The following is a 17,996-nucleotide window of genomic DNA, read 5'->3' as shown; positions in this document are numbered from 1 at the left end:
TCGGAGCGTTTCCTGTGCAATCGTTACTGACTCAAGCCTCTCGCCGTTTTGCTTCCATCTTAGTGATTTTTTTAACTCTTTTCGTCACCACCAAAGCCCTTGCGCTAAGCCCTGAAGAGAAAATTCGTACTGAAGCGTTGTTAACAGAGTTGGGTAAGCAGCAGAATTTAACCTTCACGCGTAATGGTTCTGGTCATTCAGCACCAGAAGCTGAATCCCATTTACGATTAAAGCTGGGTAAAACTGAAAAACGTTTGCAGACAACAGAGCAGTTTATTGACAATGTGGCATCAAAATCTTCTATCACCGGAGAAGAGTACCAAGTCACCGATGCCCAAGGTAAAGTCACCAGCGCCAATCAGTATCTGCATGATTTACTGAAAAATAACGTCGATAAACAAGCTAAATAACCCGCTCTATCCCCCCGATTAATAAAGCGCCCCCAATAGCTAGCAGGCGCTTTATTTGTCAGTTTTTACCTGACCCAATATATCCGCCAATCAGAATCCGAATCTTATAACCCTATGTAGACCAAAGCATTAGATGTGCTGATGAAATGAGTTGATAGTTGCCTCATTGTTCAAAAAGCAATTTGATTGAAATGCAGACTTTCTAAAACATAAAAAACTGATTAATTGCCATATGTTATTCTTAATGATTATTATTATCATGCATTATTTAAATGATTATTATTATCATATAGAATATAAAGCTTAAGTTTGAGAAACAATAGAGGACCAATGCATTAAGTTTTGTATCTATATGTTTTGCATATGAAAATTTTACATTTTTACATTGAGAGTACATTGGTTTAATTCAGATATATTTACGCCAGAGATATCGAAGAATACATCGGTGTAAGTATGAACGGTAAAAGGAAAATTCACTTTTATCCCCTCCTGACCAAATCAAAAAAATATCCATCGTGTGAAAACTTGCACTGCTAGGTTTCCATACCGTCTTAAATTTTACGTTGAAAATAGGGATGAACAGGTATTGCTATGTTAAATAAAAATAAGCTATCAGCGCTATCACTGTTAATAGTTTCGCCATTCGCTGCCTCAGCAACTGATGTTCTGGTTGTGACTACACCAAGCTCAAGTGATTCATATACTGCAACAACGACGTCTTCTGCAACGAAGAATGAGACTCAGATAATGAAAATCCCACAGACGGTGAATGTGGTGACCAAAACCCAAATAGAAAACAGAGCGGCAGAAACCGTTGTGGATGCACTGAGGTATACACCAGGTGTGGTTACCGAATACCGTGGTGATTCAAATCGTAATGATGAGGTATTCAGTCGCGGTTTTGATTATGCGAACAAAATTCTAGATGGCATTCCTTTTGGCGGAAATGCGTCCTCGTCCATGGGCACAACCGAACCTTGGTTTCTGGACAGAATTGAGATGATTAAAGGACCGGCATCTGTGCAGTATGGGCAAATAAGCCCTGGTGGGGTTATTGCTATGACAAGCAAAAAACCAACCGCACAGAGCATCAATAAAATTCAGTTACGGGTCGGTAATCGAAATAAAACAGAAGGATTTTTTGATCTGGGTGGCAAGCTAACGGATGATGGAAATATCCTCTATCGTCTAAATGGCTTAGCAAAAAAGAAAGATACTCAGGTACGAGACTATGAAGAAGAAAAATATGCCATCGCTCCCGCCATATCATTCCTAAATGAAGACACAACTTTCACTCTTCTGGCTTACTTACAAAACTCACCGAAAAATGGTTACCGAAACTTTCTTCCTAAAGTTGGCACACTTGAATCAACCCCTGAAGGAAAAATTCCACAAGACTTCAACATAAGCAATCCTGACTATAATATTTCCAAACAGAAACAACATAGTATCGGGTATGAATTTGAACACAATTTTAGTGATAAAATTTCACTGGTTCAAAAGGCACGCTACGCAGAGATTGATGAAAAATATAATTACTTAGTATTTAACACCTTAGCAAATGAAGCTAAAAACTATCCTTATGTACTAAAACGAATGGCTCAGCGCGAAAAAACGAAACTCAATACATTTGGCGTTGATACCCATTTAAATTTCGACATTAATAATGGGGGGCTTTATCAAACACTATTAGTCGGCGTCGATTACAAATGGACTAAAGAGGACAAACAGTTTTGGCGTGACAGAAGCGGCAATTATGATATTGATTGGCGTAACCCCCAATACCAGAAAATTGATGAATCCAAACAGACATTATTCACCGACCAGCTACAAAAAAGCGATCAAATCGGTATTTATATTCAAGACCAAATCGAATGGAATAACTGGAACTTATTAGCTAGCACCCGGTATGACTGGATTGAAGTCAAAACGATAGACAGAACGATCAGTGACAGGTCACAACAAAATGATGGCAAATTAACAGGTTTAGTTGGATTGTTATACTCATTTGATAACGGTATTTCCCCTTATATTAGCTACAGCACCTCTTTTGAGCCAAATCTTGCAACCAACAGAAAGCCAGAAAGTAAGCCGTTTGATCCTAAAACAGCAAAACAAACAGAAATCGGTATCAAGTACCTCACTCCTGACCAAAAAACGCTGGCGACCTTATCTCTCTATCATATCGAGCAAAAAAACATTCCTAAATACGACTCTGAGTTAGGTTATATGACGCTAATCGGCAAGGGTGAAAGTAAAGGTGTGGAAGCCCAGATAAACAGTAAGCTTACCGACAAATTTGCCGTTACAGCAGCATATTCATATACCAAAACCAAAGTGCTTGAAACGTCAAACAGTGCCGAAAAAGGAAAAGAATTTCCTCGAATTCCTAAAAATATGGCCTCTGTTTGGGGACAATATGAAGAAAACTCCGGGATGCTGAATGGACTGAAAGCAGGAGCGGGAGTGCGCTATATCGGTTCCAGCAAAGCAGGGGCGGATAATAGCTTTTCTGTGCCTGGGGTAACACTTTACGATGCGATGGTTGGCTATGAACTTGCCAATATTTCGCCCTCTTTGAAAGGCGCAACGATACAGTTAAACGTTAATAACTTAATGGATAAACATTATGTTTCATCCTGCGGTATGAGTGACGCCTGCTTTTATGGCATAGGCCGAACGGGTACTGTCACGTTCGATTACGCTTGGTAAAACAACGAGTAAGAACAAAGGCTATGTCAAATTGAGATATAGCCTTTGCTATCTCATTAATAATAACGATTAACTTGAAAGTGAGGGCTCATGAAGTCTGTTTTGCTTTACGTAATGGTCGCTTTGAGTGCAGCACCCGCAATAGCCGCTCCTTGCAACGAACTGCCTCTCCAAGGGGTTCAGGAAGGCATATTTGATACCGAGGGTAAGGTTTGCTTTGTGCTTCCAGCGCTTAATGAAAACTATATTGCTGCCACACTAAAAGGGGCAACAGGAGCACAATTACTCGACCAGCAAAACCATCATTTACGCACATTATTGGAAGCAGGACCTGCTGATGGAGAAAAATCGCTACTTTTTTCATCCCCGGCAGGGCAAGTTTCATCATTAATGTTATATGGAAATAGCGGTAGCGAATGGCAGTTTAACTGGCAAGTGACAGAAACTCAGCCACTCAATCGCGTGCGAAAACTTGATCCAGTCAGTCCTACTTTACAGCAACTCGCAAAGGAGCTGGCAGCAGGAGGAACGACAGATGCATTTTGGAAAAAACAGCAACTCATCGGTACGCCTTTAATTGAACCCGTAGATTCATCCCATAAACGAGTCACTTTTTTGTGGCGTGCAGCGCGCGGTAATGTGTTTATTTTAGGGTCTCCGGCAGGCGATCATGATCCCATGTTTAAACTGGGTGACTCCGATGTTTGGTTTCGCAGCTACGTGGTACCCGCAGATACGCGTATGCAATATCAATTGGCACCTGACGTTCCTAAAGTAGATGGCAATGCGCGTGAACAACGCCGTGCGATTTTGGTCACTGCACAAGCCGATCCTTTAAATCCCACGACTATGAGTATAGAAAATGATGATAAGTGGAACACTTCATCTTTACTTGATTTAAAACCCTCACGGTATTTTACCCGCGATACAATGAAACAGCCTATACGCCATGGCTCTTTGACTCGACATACATTAAAAAGTAATTTCCTTGGAAATAGTCGGGAAATCATTCTTTATCGCCCAAAAGCGACAACGCCTGTTAGTTGGACATTATTTTTGTTTGATGGTCAAATTTGGCAGGATAAATATCACACCGCCAATGTAATTGATGGTTTGATTGCTAATCATCAATTACCCCCGATTAATATTGTCTTTATAGATAGTTTGGATAGTAAACGTCGCTCCAAGGAACTCCCTCCAAATCAAGCTTTTGCTGATTTTATGGCACTGGAACTGCTACCTTGGGTGAGCAAAAATGGTATTGAAATAAATAATGAAAAGACGATTGTGGCTGGCGCAAGTTATGGAGGATTAGCATCGTCCTGGGTCGCATTGCGATATCCAAACCAATTTAGTCATGTGCTGAGCCTATCTGGCTCGTACTGGTGGGCACCTGAAGGTGAAAAGCCAGGATGGTTAACTCGTCAATATCAGCAATCGCCGCATTATCCGATCAGTTTCTGGATACAAGCAGGATTATTTGAAAACCAAGGTGCTGATGGCGGCATTTGGCTTAATAGCCAAGAGCTTGAACATGTTTTGCGAGATAAACACTACAAAACCAGCTTCCATTCATGGTCAAGTGGTCATGATTATGCTGCTTGGGTAGAATCATTGGTCTATGGATTGAAAGACTTCACAAACCAACGTTGAATCTTCTGTGGGTGTTCTGCTACGCCCACAACGGTATTTTGATATAAAAAGACCCCCAGTAATTGGAGGTCTTTTTTAGGCTGTTCTCAACAATCCATCCCTACAATCCTCTAAATAATTCGCGTTGTAGCAAGGCGGCAAGTGAGCTAATCCCTAGGAGCATACACAAGTATGTGATTAGGGTTAGCGAATGCAGCCAACGCTGCTACAGCGCGAAGTATGACGAGGATTCAGCTAATCCCTAGGAGCATACAAAAGTATGTGACTAGGGTTAGCGAATGCAGCCAACGCCGCTACAGCGCGAAGTATGACGAGGATTTAGTTAGACTCAATCTTAGCCCACGTATCACGCAACCCAACCGTACGGTTAAACACCAGCTTATCCGCACTGCTCAGTTTGTTATCTGCGCAGAAGTAACCTTCACGCTCAAACTGGTACGCTTTTTCTGCTGGCGCATCGCGCAGGCTTGGTTCAACAAAACCTTGGCGAATGACCAGAGATTCTGGGTTCAGTACTGATAAGAAATCATCTTCGGCTGCTGGGTTTGGTACAGTAAACAAGCGGTCATACAGACGGATCTCCGCTGGCAATGCATGTGCTGCACTTACCCAGTGGATAACGCCTTTGACTTTACGACCGTCAGCTGGATCTTTGTTTAATGTGCCTGCATCGTAAGTACAGAAGATAGTGGTAATATTGCCTTCTGCATCTTTTTCTACGCGCTCTGCTTTGATGATGTAAGCATTACGTAGACGCACTTCTTTACCTAATACCAAACGCTTATATTGGCGGTTAGCTTCTTCGCGGAAGTCTGCACGGTCAATATACAGCTCATTACTAAATGGCACTTCACGCATTCCCATTTCTGGGTTGTTCGGATGATTTGGTGCCTTCAGAATTTCTTCGCCTGCTGGCATATTTTCAATCACTAAGCGAACTGGATCGATAACCGCCATTGCGCGTGGTGCTGAGTCATTCAAGTCATCACGAATGCAAGATTCTAATGCCGCCATTTCGACGTTGTTATCTTGTTTTGTGACACCGATACGACGGCAGAACTCACGAATGGATGCCGCAGTATAACCACGACGACGTAAACCAGAGATGGTCAGCATGCGTGGGTCATCCCAACCAGCAACGTGTTTTTCAGTCACTAATTGGTTCAGTTTACGTTTTGACATCACCGTGTATTCGAGGTTCAGACGAGAGAACTCGTACTGACGCGGGTGGCAGTCAATCGTGATGTTGTCCAATACCCAGTCATACAGGCGGCGGTTGTCTTGGAATTCTAATGTACACAGTGAGTGAGTAATGCCTTCCAGCGCATCAGAAATACAGTGAGTGAAGTCGTACATCGGGTAGATGCACCACTTGTTACCGGATTGGTGATGTTCCGCAAACTTAATGCGGTATAACACTGGGTCACGCATAACCATAAATGGCGATGCCATGTCGATTTTCGCACGCAGGCACGCTTTACCTTCTTCGAAGCCACCCTCGCGCATTTTTTCAAATAACGCTAAGTTGTCTTCAATCAGGCGCTCACGATAAGGGCTGTTTTTACCCGGCTCTTTTAATGTGCCACGGTATTCACGAATTTCATCCGCACTTAATTCATCAACGTAGGCAAGGCCTTTTTTGATAAGCTCAATCGCGTATTGATATAAAATATCAAAATAATCCGATGAGTAGCGAATGTTGCCGCTCCACTGGAAACCTAACCATTGGACGTCGTTTTGAATGGAGTTTACATACTCAACATCTTCTTTGACCGGGTTAGTATCATCAAAGCGTAAGTTACACTGGCCTTGATAATCCTTCGCGATACCAAAGTTCAAGCAAATTGATTTCGCATGGCCAATGTGTAAGTAGCCATTCGGTTCAGGTGGAAAACGGGTATGTACTGATGTGTGTTTCCCAGTCGCCAGATCTTCATCTATGATCTGACGGATAAAGTTAGTTGGGCGAGCATCTGCCTCATTCATTGTCATCGTTCCTCAGTGCCAAAAGCGCGCTAAATTCGTATAGTAACCGAATATATTCTACCATAATACGTCCAGAAACAACCGTTTGATTAAGGTTAGTCGGCAAAAGCAATGGCAAAGGGGGATTTTTATCAAAAAATAGGCTATTTATACGAATAGCATGACCCCAAGAACTACCATCAGTAAAATGGGATAGCTTTGAGCATGGCGTTTATCACTCAAGTAGGGCATCAAAAACGAAGCAAAACGAATACCTAGCCACGAGGTAGCAATCAAAATTAAGGCGCCTTTAATATAAATCATCCCTAAGAAACCAGAGCCTAATTCAAGGTGCTTTTCCATAGCAAAATAGAAGTAAATCAAAGAGCCCGTGATTGCCATCGGTAACGTCAGTGGGTTAGCAAATGCCGCCGCTTGCAACATACTCGCTCCACGGCGACGCATCAAAGGTACCGTCATCACACTGCCCCCTACACCTAAAAATGCCGCGACGGTACCGATCACTGTACCGATGAGCGTGTCCTCAATGCATTTACCTCTTCTTAACGCATTACCTTCTGATTGGGTTTGCATAAATCCGGGACGAATAAAGCAATCGAGAATAGTGATAATGAGATAACCAATAAATATCCAGCGGATCCATTCACTGTCTACCGATAGCGCGATGAGCGCACCTAAAATGCCGCCAATTGAAATAGGTAGCATAAAAGGTTTGATAATTTGCCAGTTGAAATTCCCTTTCAGGTAGTGTGCTCGACTCGACAAGCTTGATGAGAAAATCATCACAAATGTAGATGTGGCGACGGCGATTTGCATCGCAACTTCGCTGGCATCATGGCGGGGTCCCCAAACAAGGGTAATTAATGCATATAACAGGGGTACTGTAATAAAGCCGCCCCCGAAACCGAACAGCGCTGTTGTGATCCCCGAAATGAAACCAAATAAACAAAGTAGTAAATCCACAGGATGATCCTCAAAGATGGTTGAGTTTTTATCTTATCCTTGAGAACCATCCTGTGCTTATGCAGATTTGACAACTCACTTTGAGATTTCGCCAAATTAATTAACAAACATAACCTTTGAGTTACAAATCTCTATGAATTCAATCAATTAATTTTTCGCCATACATCAAACTCATCGGCAAATTTCCCAACAGATTCCCCTTTAGGCGCCTTGGGCATCTGCTTAATAGCTTGAGCGACACTGATAATCAAACGCATAAATTCATCAGCAAGTCGCTCTTCGCTCTCATTAGGTATGCCTGTTATGTTTCGGCCTGCTTTGGGTTTCCACTGCTCCCTTAACGCATCAAAGAGATTAAACAGTTGCTGCTTGGAGCTATACAGTAGGCTGCCATCTTTAAAGACGTCCTGAAAACCCAATTCATCAATATAATAGTCAAGAAGATCTTCGTTAGCCGGGTTGTTAATATAGACCCCCTCTCCCCCTACCTTGATGAGAAAAAATAAAATACTCAGCAATGAGTAAACCATCATTTTTCCATCTAATGCTTTATTGTTTTTCTCAAAATTTTGCAGTATTTCGATTGTCGCTCGACGGCTATGAGGGTCATAGCTACAGACACAACCTCCCGCTGCTTTATCCGGTATTCGGACTAAAATTCGGTTACGGCTAATAAGTTTAAAACAGAAACTAAAGCTCTCTTTGGTCATAACAATTTCTTGATACTCAAGCCAATCCAAAGGCTCTTCAGTTGCTAACGAGCTGATATTGCAATACTTTAAATTCTCTTTGTTCATTCTACGAATGCGAATCGGATTCCCTGAACATTGAAAAAAATGGTTCATTTTTTGAAACACATATTCACTAGCTTCACTCACGAGCGTTATTTTTGACATCATCTTATTTATTCCTTTAAAAACAGCTTCCTTTAACCAACCGATTTCCTTAAATGATTTTTCGCCTCGCTAACAAGGGTAATTTACTTCAAAGAAAATAAGCCATAAGAGAAATAAAATAGTAATAAGTGCCAAAAAGTTAAATTCGGTTATACCGAATACATGCTTGATTAATATAGAAATTAATACCTTGGGAGTTAATGCTTGTGGAATTAATGCTTTGGATATTAATTACGGAATAATTTAGATAAAAAAATGCCAGCTGATTAAGCTGGCATTTCCTAGGTACTGCTCGGTATTTTTTATCTATACGTAGATTATTTTAATACGTGATAAATAACGGTTTCACCGGCAGTAACCTGACCTTTCGCTAAAATTTCAACGCCAGCGAAGTCATCAATATTACTGATGATAACAGGGCTGATCATTGATTTTGCATTCGCTTCAAGGAATGGTAGGTCGAGTTTCAGAATCGGTGTACCCGCTTCAACTTTAGCCCCCTCTTCGACTAAACGCTCACAGCCTTCACCATTTAATGCAACGGTATCAATCCCCATATGCACAATCAGTTCAACGCCATTCGCGGTTTCAAGGCAGAATGCATGGTTAGTAGGGAAAATTTTCACAATTGTCCCTGCGGCTGGCGCCACGACTTCGCTGCTGGTTGGTTTGATAGCAATACCATCACCGACGATGCGGCTAGAGAACGCTTCATCCGGAACCTGATCCAGTGAGTAAACTTCACCACTAACTGGTGCGATTAACGACAGTACCGCGTTACCTTTTGCTTTTTCTGGTGCCGCTTGCTGGCTTTTTTCTGGAGCAGCAACTGGCGCAGATGCCGCAATAGGGCCTTTTGCCATCACTTCTGTCATCGCTTTAGCGATTAATTCAGCACGAGTTCCCACAATGACTTGCACGTTTTGCTTGTTCAGGCGGATCACGCCAGATGCACCAATACGTTTAGCAAGTGGGTCGTTGACTACCGCTGAATCTTTTACGCCTAAACGTAAACGCGTGATACAAGCGTCGATGTTAACGATGTTGTCACTACCACCTACTGCTGCAATATACTGACGAGCTTCTTTTTGAATTTCGCTTTCATCGCTGTGTGCATCGCTGACGTTTTCGTCATAGCCATCAACCGTTTCGTCACCCGCGCTGACTTCACGGCCTGGCGTTAACAGGTTGAATTTGCGGATCATGAATCGGAAAATCACGTAGTAGATGCAGAAGAAGACTAAGCCTTGAACAATCAGCATATACCAATGAGTTGCGAGTGGGTTACGTGTCTGTAAGAACATATCCACCAGCCCCGCACTGAAGCCGAAGCCTGAAATCCATTCCATTGTTGCCGCGATATAGACAGAAATACCGGTCAATAATGCGTGGATCACATACAGTACTGGCGCAACGAACATAAATGAGAATTCAAGTGGTTCAGTAATACCAGTAAAGAATGCAGCAAACGCACCTGCAATCATGATACCAGCCACTTTGGCTTTATTTTCTGGACGTGCACAGTGATAGATAGCCAGAGCCGCACCTGGCAGACCGAACATCATGATAGGGAAGAAGCCCGCTTGGTAGCGACCCGTAATCCCAACTGTTGCCAGACCTGCTTCGATGGACTTCGCGCCACCTAAGAAGTTAGGAATATCGTTGATACCCGCCACATCGAACCAGAATACAGAGTTCAGTGCGTGGTGTAAGCCAACAGGAATTAATAGACGGTTAAAGAAGGCGTAGATACCCGCGCCAACAGAACCTAAGTCTTTGATGCTTTCACCGAACGCCACTAATCCGTTATACACCACCGGCCAAACATACATCAGAATGAATGCCAGGATGATCATCAGGAATGAGGTTAAAATCGGGACGAGGCGACGACCACTGAAGAATGACAACGCTTTTGGCAGCTCAACGCCACTGTAGCGGTTGTAAAGTTCAGCAGAGAGAACCCCAACAAGGATACCCACGAACTGGTTATTGATTTTATTGAATGCAGCAGGGACGGATTCCACTGGCACACTCATAATCATTGAGTAGGACGCAGGCGAACACAGTGTTGTCACCACTAAGAAGCCGACAAAACCGGTTAATGCAGCTGCACCATCTTTATCTTTAGACATTCCGTACGCAACACCAATCGCAAACAACACGGACATGTTGTCGATGATGGCAGCACCGGATTTGATCAGTAACGCAGCGATTGCGCTATTGGCACCCCAACCATCTGGGTCAATCCAATAACCAATCCCCATTAGGATTGCGGCGGCTGGTAATACGGCGACAGGCACCATAAGCGCCCTACCAATCCGCTGTAAGTAGCTAAGAATATTCACAAACTCCCCCTTTGTATCGCTCTATTTTTGTCCCATTTCAGGATCTTATTTTCACGCATCGGAAATATATCCGAAGTCGCTTAATTATAGCAATTCATAGAATAGATGAATTTTTTCGCGATACAAAATAAATAGCTAGAAACTGTGATAAATGTCAACGAAAGAAACCTAATATTGACTAAATTAGTAGCTATTCTCGAAAACTTATTTTATGATTAAAAATAAGTTTTTTATATGATTTGCTGTATATACTCCAAGTACCTCAGTCATAAGAAAATGTTGAAAATGATCAACACAATTGAGATTCGGGGTCCTACAAGTATAAATTTAAAGAAACACTAGAGGTAAAAGTACATGAGGCTTATCCCATTAAATAATGCTCATGATGTTGGCGTATGGTCCGCACAGTACATCGCTGATAAAATCAACGCATTTAATCCGACAGCTGAACGCCCTTTCGTTCTAGGCTTACCGACTGGCGGAACTCCGCTTGCCACCTACAAAGAATTAATTGCCTTATATAAAGCAGGTAAAGTCAGCTTTAAGCATGTCGTGACATTTAATATGGATGAATACATTGGTATTCCAAAAGATCATCCACAAAGCTACCACACGTTTATGCACCAAAACTTTTTCAATCACATTGATATCCAAGCTGAAAACATCAATTTACTCAATGGTAATGCACCTGATGTCGACGCTGAATGTCAACGCTATGAAGACAAAATCAAATCCTACGGTCAAATCAACCTGTTTATGGGTGGCGTAGGTAATGATGGTCATATCGCGTTTAATGAGCCAGGTTCTTCTTTAAGTTCGAGAACGCGTATCAAAACGCTGACGCCAGAAACTCGCCAAGCTAACTCCCGTTTCTTTGATAACGATATCAATCAAGTTCCTAAATATGCATTAACTGTGGGTGTTGCGACTTTATTAGATGCTAAAGAACTGATGGTATTAGCGACGGGTGCAAACAAAGCGGATGCCGTTCACGCTGCGGTAGAAGGTTCTGTTAACCACTTATGGACAATCAGCTGTGTGCAGCTACATCCAAAAGCATTGATTGTCTGTGATGAGCCAGCAACATTAGAATTGAAAGTCAAAACGCTCAAATATTTCAAACAATTAGAATGTTCGAATATCGAGCAATTTGATTAATTTATACTCATCTCTGTTTTAGCGTCTCTAAAAGCGCCTAAAATAGATAGAGTATCGAACACCCGACCCGCCATACTGATGCGGGTCGGTGACCCATTTTACTCGCGGTCAGGAGTTTTACGCTATGTACGCATTAACTAATTGCATTATTTTTACAGGTCACGAAAGACTGGATAACCACGCAGTCATTATTGATGGCGAAATCATCAAAGCGGTGTGCCCAGAATCCGAACTCGCTCACGATATCGAACGTAGAGATTTGAAAGGTGCCATTCTATCGGCTGGCTTTATCGATCTCCAAGTGAATGGCTGTGGCGGCGTGCAATTCAATGACAACGAAGAAAACGTCACATTGAAAAACCTCGAAATCATGCAAAAAGCCAATGAGCGTGCGGGGTGTACTAGCTTTTTGCCAACACTTATTACCTGTTCAGATGAACTGATGAAGCATGGCGTTGATGTCATGACTGAATATCTGAAACAGAATAAAAACCAAGCGCTTGGTTTACATATTGAAGGTCCTTACATTAATTTGATTAAAAAAGGGACTCATAACCCAGAATTTATCCGTAAGCCATCGGTTGAGATGATGGATTACTTAGCAGCACACGCTGACGCGATTAGCATGATCACGCTCGCACCTGAAATTGTTGAGCAACGCTTTATCCACCAGCTCACCGAAGCTGGCATTGTGGTTTCAGCGGGTCACTCCAACGCTACCTATGAAGAAGCGCGTCAAGGCTTCCGCTCAGGTATTCGCGCATCAACCCACCTATTCAACGCCATGCCATATATTTCGGGTCGTGGTCCTGGTCTGGTTGGCGCAATTTACGATACCCCTGAAGTCTATGCAGGCATTATCGCGGATGGTTTACATGTTCAATGGGCCAATATTCGCAATAGTAAACAACTCAAAGGGGATAAGCTGGTTTTAGTCACCGATGCGACAGCACCAGCGGGAATTGATCCCCAAACAGGTGAAATGGATCATTTTATCTTCGCAGGTAAAACCATATACTACCGCAATGGATTATGTGTCGATGAAAATGGCACACTGAGCGGCTCTTCCCTGACCATGATTAATGCGGTGAAAAACAGTGTTGAACATGTTGGCATTCCTCTTGATGAAACATTAAGAATGGCAACCCTTTACCCAGCAAGAGCCATTGGGGTAGAGGCAACATTAGGTTCCATCGAAGCCGGTAAAACGGCTAACTTGACTGCCTTTAACCAAGACTTCCAAGTCCTTTCAACTTATGTAAATGGAGAGGAAGTCTATAAAAATGAGTAACTAGCTGATGAATCAAAGCCACTCGCTAAAGCAAATTGGTAATATTGATCTCGTAAAACAACTCAACAGTGCTGTCGTTTACAGCCTGATTGATCAACAAGGACCGATATCTAGAATTCAGATAGCGGAACAAAGCCAGCTTGCGCCAGCGAGTGTCACTAAGATCACCCGCCAATTACTCGAACGTGGTTTAATCAAAGAAGTAGACCAGCAGGCCTCCACCGGAGGCCGTCGCGCTATTTCCATTGTCTCCGAATACAAACATTTCCACACCATCGGAGTGCGCTTGGGGCGTTACGATGCCACAATCGCCCTGTATGACCTTAGCGGCAAAATGCTGGCTGATGGTCACTACCCTATTACAGAACCTACCCAGCAAATCGTCGAAGAGAAACTGATTGCGGCACTTGAAGATTTTATCTCGCTGCAGCAGCGACGTATCCGTGAGCTGATTGCTATTTCGGTGATATTACCAGGGCTAGTTAATCCGCACTCTGGGATTGTCCACTATATGCCACACATTAAAGTGGATAACTGGAAGCTGATTGATAACCTACAGCAGCATTTCAATCTCACCTGTTATGTTGGGCACGATATTCGCAGCCTAGCTCTCGCTGAGAGTTATTTCGGTGCCACCCAAGATTGTGAGGACTCGCTTCTTGTACGCATTCACAGAGGCGCTGGAGCCGGTTTAGTCGTTAATAAAGAGATCCTTCTTAACCATCGAGGTAATCTTGGAGAGATTGGGCATATCCAAGTAGACCCACTAGGCGACCTTTGCCATTGCGGTAATTTTGGTTGTTTAGAAACCATCGCCTCCAACCAAGCCATCGAAGCGCGCGTGAAACAGCGCTTAGAACAGGGCTATGCGAGCCAATTAACCCCGGAAACCAGTTCTATTTCCCATATTTGCCAAGCCGCCAATAAAGGTGACCCACTGGCAACCGAGGTTATCCAACACGTCGGTCGCCAAATTGGTAAAGCCATCGCTATCACTATTAACTTGTTTAACCCTGAAAAAGTGGTGATCGCCGGAGACATTACTGAAGCTGAGCAGGTTCTATTACCCGCAATTCAAAGCTGCATTGATACCCAAGCATTAAAAGGTTTCCGTGAAAACTTACCGATTGTTACCTCGCAACTGGTTCATAATTCAGCAATTGGTGCATTTGCGCTGACAAAACGCGCCATGTTAAATGGGGAATTGCTCCAAAGATTATTAGAAAGCTAACTTTGTGCTCTTTCTTATCGGTAAACAGCAAAATAGCGCAATAAATTCCAGTGTAATTTTTAACCATCTTAATAATAACAAATCACATTTTTTCAAATTCGGGGTTGTTTTTTGCTGGCTTTATCGACAAAATGATTATTCATCAAACAAACAGACGCATTTTCTAAAAAATAGTGCAAAAAGCTGTTGACTGTCTTGCCTGTAATTAGCATAATGCGCCCCGCAACGCCGATGAAGGTTAAGCAAAAAAAAGATGGCTATGTAGCTCAGCTGGTTAGAGCACAACACTCATAATGTTGGGGTCACAGGTTCGAATCCCGTCATAGCCACCATTTCTTTGCGGGAGTGGCGAAATTGGTAGACGCACCAGATTTAGGTTCTGGCGCCGCAAGGTGTGCAAGTTCAAGTCTTGTCTCCCGCACCATTTTCCTTCTCGGTAAAAATTGAATTTAAGATTGGGGTATCGCCAAGCGGTAAGGCACCAGGTTTTGATCCTGGCATTCCCAGGTTCGAATCCTGGTACCCCAGCCATCTTAAAGGCAATTAATTTTCTTAGTGAAAATAAATAATAGATATTCTCGGATGGGGTATCGCCAAGCGGTAAGGCACCAGGTTTTGATCCTGGCATCCCCAGGTTCGAATCCTGGTACCCCAGCCATCTATTATCCTACCAAGTAGTAAAATCACACAGTAAAGAAAATACAATGGCTATGTAGCTCAGTTGGTTAGAGCACAACACTCATAATGTTGGGGTCACAGGTTCGAATCCCGTCGTAGCTACCATTTCTTTTTTGTTGTTGGGGTATCGCCAAGCGGTAAGGCACCAGGTTTTGATCCTGGCATCCCCAGGTTCGAATCCTGGTACCCCAGCCATCCTCTTCTGTATTCATCAGCAAAAAATACTCTCAAAACAATTTAAAAAATTAAGTAAATAAACTTAATGCGTTATTTATTTAATGCTTTTTAAAACCATCATTCTGCCTTTAAATTTTCTTTTAACCTTTTAAAAAACATTTAACACATCCCATTTACCTTTACGCAACCTTTGTGTCGGAAGTGTGATGTCAGTCATTTTCACATAACCAAATAAAGTGGTAATCTTGCGGCGAATTGTAGTTAGATTAGATTAGTAATACGTAAGCCCCCTTTCGTCTTAAATTATCAGTCCAACTTTCCAATCCATCTCAACTCAGTTGTAAAAAAACCAATAATTATAATTGCTATAACACAATATTTTTACAGAGAAAACTTATGCGAAACATAATAAAACAACCACTATATAAAATTTTATATGTGCAGGTCATCGTCGCCATCACTCTCGGTATTGCCCTTGGGCATTTTTTCCCAGACATCGGAGAGTCATTAAAACCGTTGGGTGATGCGTTTATTAAAATCGTGAAAATGATTATTGCCCCAGTCATTTTCTTAACGGTTGTGACCGGTATTTCAGGCATGACCAACATGAGAGCGGTTGGTAGCGTTGCAGGTAAAGCAATGCTGTATTTCATCACATTCTCAACTATCGCACTGATTATTGGTTTAATCGTCGCTAACGTCATTCAGCCAGGCTCTGGACTGAATATTGACCCTGCAACCTTAGATAATGCCAAAGTCGCGGGCTATGTTGAAAAAGCACACGAATCTACCATCGTTGGCTTCTTCATGAATATTATTCCAGACACCGTTATTAGCCCATTGGTGAACGGAAACATTCTGCAAGTCCTGTTTATTTCGGTAATTTTTGGTTTAGCACTGGCAGCAACCGGTAAACACGGTGAGCCTATCGTTAAACTGCTGCAAAACTTCTCTGAGCCTGTGTTCAAGATGGTTGCGATGTTGATGAAACTGGCACCTATCGGCGCATTTGGTGCGATGGCATTTACCATTGGTAAATACGGTATTTCGTCTATCGGCAACTTAATGATGCTGATCATGACGTTCTACATCACCTCCCTGCTGTTTGTTCTGGTCGTACTGGGTGCAGTGGCTAAATATAACGGCTTCTCGATTATTGAGCTGATCAAATACATCAAAGATGAATTATGGTTAGTGCTGGGTACCTCTTCCTCTGAAGCGGCATTACCAAGCCTAATGAGAAAAATGGAGCACGCTGGTTGCGAAAAATCCGTCGTGGGCTTAGTGATCCCTACCGGTTATTCATTTAACCTCGATGGCACCAACATCTACATGACGATGGCGGCGCTGTTTATTGCTCAAGCGACCAATATTGAACTGACGCTCTGGCAGCAAATTTCCCTGCTGTTAGTTGCGATGATCAGCTCTAAAGGTGCGGCGGGTGTAACGGGTGCAGGTTTCATTACCTTAGCGGCAACGCTGATGGTCGTACCAAGCATTCCAGTTGCAGGTATGGCACTGATTCTGGGTATCGACCGCTTTATGTCTGAGTGCCGTGCGCTGACCAACTTAGTCGGTAACGCTTGTGCATGTATCGTGGTTGCGCGTTGGGAAAAAGAGTTAGATACCGAAAAACTGGCTCATGCATTCTCATCCAAAGGTGAATCTTTAGATTCAATCATCACCGAAGAAGATGTAGTACAACCAACGACTTCTGTCGATATCGCAAATAATAAATAATTTATTACTTCCATAACGAAAATAAGCCGCAACCGCGGCTTATTTTTTATCTAACAAATTAAAGTTCAGTCACGACTTCATTCAATGGAAGACGCACTTTCGGTAAGGCAGAATTAAAATCGTCTTCGGTTTTATAACCCAGCGCAACTACCGTCACCGCACTTAGCCCTTTCTCATTTAAATCGAATTCGTCATTAAGAATTGAAAAATCGAGACCTTCCATTGGTAAGGCATCAACCCCTAAAACCGCTGCGCCCAATAATAATGCCCCCATATTCAAGTAAACTTGTTTTTCTATCCAATGCGGTAAATCCTTCAATTCATTCTTATGTAAATTCACAAAAAATGAGCGAGCCATATGATTCTGCTCTTTAAACTCGCTTTTTAGATATCGCCCTTCTTCATCTTCGAGATCTAAAAGATGCAGTAAATAATCCTCAGGCAACTCTGTTTTTGCGCACATCACTACCACATGGGATGCATTGCGAATTTTCTCTTCATTGAATGAGTATCCGCCTGCCGTCGCATTGATAACTTTTTGTTTTGCTTCAGGGCTACTTACCATCAAGAAATGCCAAGGTTGCACATTAACGCTCGAAGGGCTTAATTGGAGTAACGCTTTTATCTCAGTCAGAGTTTCATCAGAAATCGTTTTACTCGGGTCAAAGCTTTTCGTTGCATAACGGGTATTTAAAACATTAATTAAGTTCATTGGATCCTCTAAGTTAAATAAACTGTATTGAATTTTGAACATCC

The 17,996-nt window shown here is 42.5% G+C and carries 12 protein-coding genes and 6 tRNA genes; 13 read left to right on the top strand and 5 right to left on the bottom strand.

Features of this window, described 5'->3' with window-relative positions; translation table 11 throughout:
* Window positions 1-14: 14 nt before the first annotated feature.
* From HFU86_RS05355 to HFU86_RS05345, 3 genes are all read left to right on the top strand, one after another.
* The gene (locus HFU86_RS05355) at window positions 15-410 is read left to right on the top strand and encodes a DUF5329 family protein (protein ID WP_187128854.1); all 396 of its coding nucleotides are present in this window, start codon (window positions 15-17) and stop codon (window positions 408-410) included.
* Window positions 411-1,001: 591 nt separating this feature from the next.
* Window positions 1,002-3,122, top strand: coding sequence for a TonB-dependent siderophore receptor (locus HFU86_RS05350; protein WP_187128853.1), 2,121 nt, complete (start codon window positions 1,002-1,004; stop codon window positions 3,120-3,122).
* A 90-nt stretch (window positions 3,123-3,212) separates the two neighbouring features.
* On the top strand, window positions 3,213-4,775 hold the full coding sequence (locus HFU86_RS05345) for an esterase family protein (protein WP_187128852.1): 1,563 nt from the start codon (window positions 3,213-3,215) through the stop codon (window positions 4,773-4,775).
* Window positions 4,776-5,093: 318 nt separating this feature from the next.
* Here the strand turns inward: HFU86_RS05345 and glnS are convergent, their stop codons facing one another.
* The 4 genes from glnS to nagE form a co-directional block, all read right to left on the bottom strand.
* Entirely contained in the window at window positions 5,094-6,761 is a 1,668-nt protein-coding gene (gene glnS, locus HFU86_RS05340) for a glutamine--tRNA ligase (protein WP_154634480.1), read from the bottom strand.
* A gap of 147 nt (window positions 6,762-6,908) precedes the next feature.
* Window positions 6,909-7,724, bottom strand: coding sequence for a sulfite exporter TauE/SafE family protein (locus HFU86_RS05335; RefSeq protein ID WP_132494250.1), 816 nt, complete (start codon window positions 7,722-7,724; stop codon window positions 6,909-6,911).
* A 143-nt stretch (window positions 7,725-7,867) separates the two neighbouring features.
* On the bottom strand, window positions 7,868-8,623 hold the full coding sequence (locus tag HFU86_RS05330) for a hypothetical protein (protein ID WP_187128851.1): 756 nt from the start codon (window positions 8,621-8,623) through the stop codon (window positions 7,868-7,870).
* 314 nt (window positions 8,624-8,937) lie between these two features.
* Window positions 8,938-10,965, bottom strand: coding sequence for an N-acetylglucosamine-specific PTS transporter subunit IIBC (nagE, locus tag HFU86_RS05325; protein ID WP_187128850.1), 2,028 nt, complete (start codon window positions 10,963-10,965; stop codon window positions 8,938-8,940).
* Window positions 10,966-11,319: 354 nt separating this feature from the next.
* Between nagE and nagB the strand changes: the two genes are divergently transcribed.
* The 10 genes from nagB (at window position 11,320) to HFU86_RS05275 (ending at window position 17,240) form a co-directional block, all read left to right on the top strand.
* Window positions 11,320-12,123 (top strand): glucosamine-6-phosphate deaminase, encoded by an 804-nt coding sequence (nagB, locus tag HFU86_RS05320; RefSeq protein ID WP_108479370.1) that lies wholly within the window; start codon window positions 11,320-11,322, stop codon window positions 12,121-12,123.
* Window positions 12,124-12,247: 124 nt separating this feature from the next.
* The gene (gene nagA / locus HFU86_RS05315) at window positions 12,248-13,414 is read left to right on the top strand and encodes an N-acetylglucosamine-6-phosphate deacetylase (protein WP_187128849.1); all 1,167 of its coding nucleotides are present in this window, start codon (window positions 12,248-12,250) and stop codon (window positions 13,412-13,414) included.
* A gap of 7 nt (window positions 13,415-13,421) precedes the next feature.
* Window positions 13,422-14,645 carry a DNA-binding transcriptional regulator NagC gene (gene nagC / locus HFU86_RS05310; RefSeq protein ID WP_187128848.1) on the top strand — a complete coding sequence of 408 codons (1,224 nt, stop codon included), beginning with the start codon at window positions 13,422-13,424 and terminating at the stop codon, window positions 14,643-14,645.
* 255 nt (window positions 14,646-14,900) lie between these two features.
* Window positions 14,901-14,977, top strand: a tRNA-Met gene (locus HFU86_RS05305).
* Window positions 14,978-14,984: 7 nt separating this feature from the next.
* Window positions 14,985-15,069 (top strand) — tRNA-Leu (locus HFU86_RS05300).
* Window positions 15,070-15,101: 32 nt separating this feature from the next.
* Window positions 15,102-15,176 (top strand) — tRNA-Gln (locus HFU86_RS05295).
* 52 nt (window positions 15,177-15,228) lie between these two features.
* A tRNA-Gln gene (locus tag HFU86_RS05290) sits at window positions 15,229-15,303 on the top strand.
* Between the two features lie 48 nt (window positions 15,304-15,351).
* Window positions 15,352-15,428 (top strand) — tRNA-Met (locus HFU86_RS05285).
* A 15-nt stretch (window positions 15,429-15,443) separates the two neighbouring features.
* Window positions 15,444-15,518: transfer RNA gene (locus HFU86_RS05280), tRNA-Gln, on the top strand.
* Window positions 15,519-15,896: 378 nt separating this feature from the next.
* On the top strand, window positions 15,897-17,240 hold the full coding sequence (locus tag HFU86_RS05275; RefSeq protein ID WP_132494238.1) for a dicarboxylate/amino acid:cation symporter: 1,344 nt from the start codon (window positions 15,897-15,899) through the stop codon (window positions 17,238-17,240).
* 58 nt (window positions 17,241-17,298) lie between these two features.
* Here HFU86_RS05275 and nfsB read toward each other — a convergent pair whose 3' ends face one another.
* Complete coding sequence (nfsB, locus tag HFU86_RS05270) at window positions 17,299-17,952, bottom strand: oxygen-insensitive NAD(P)H nitroreductase (RefSeq protein ID WP_132494236.1); 654 nt, start codon at window positions 17,950-17,952, stop codon at window positions 17,299-17,301.
* Between the last annotated feature and the right edge of the window lie 44 nt (window positions 17,953-17,996).

This window comes from Providencia sp. JUb39, from assembly GCF_012272845.1.
GTDB classification, from domain to species: domain Bacteria; phylum Pseudomonadota; class Gammaproteobacteria; order Enterobacterales; family Enterobacteriaceae; genus Providencia; species Providencia lanzhouensis.
Note: the sequence above shows the minus strand (reverse complement) of the source record. Positions and strands in the feature narration are given on the sequence as shown.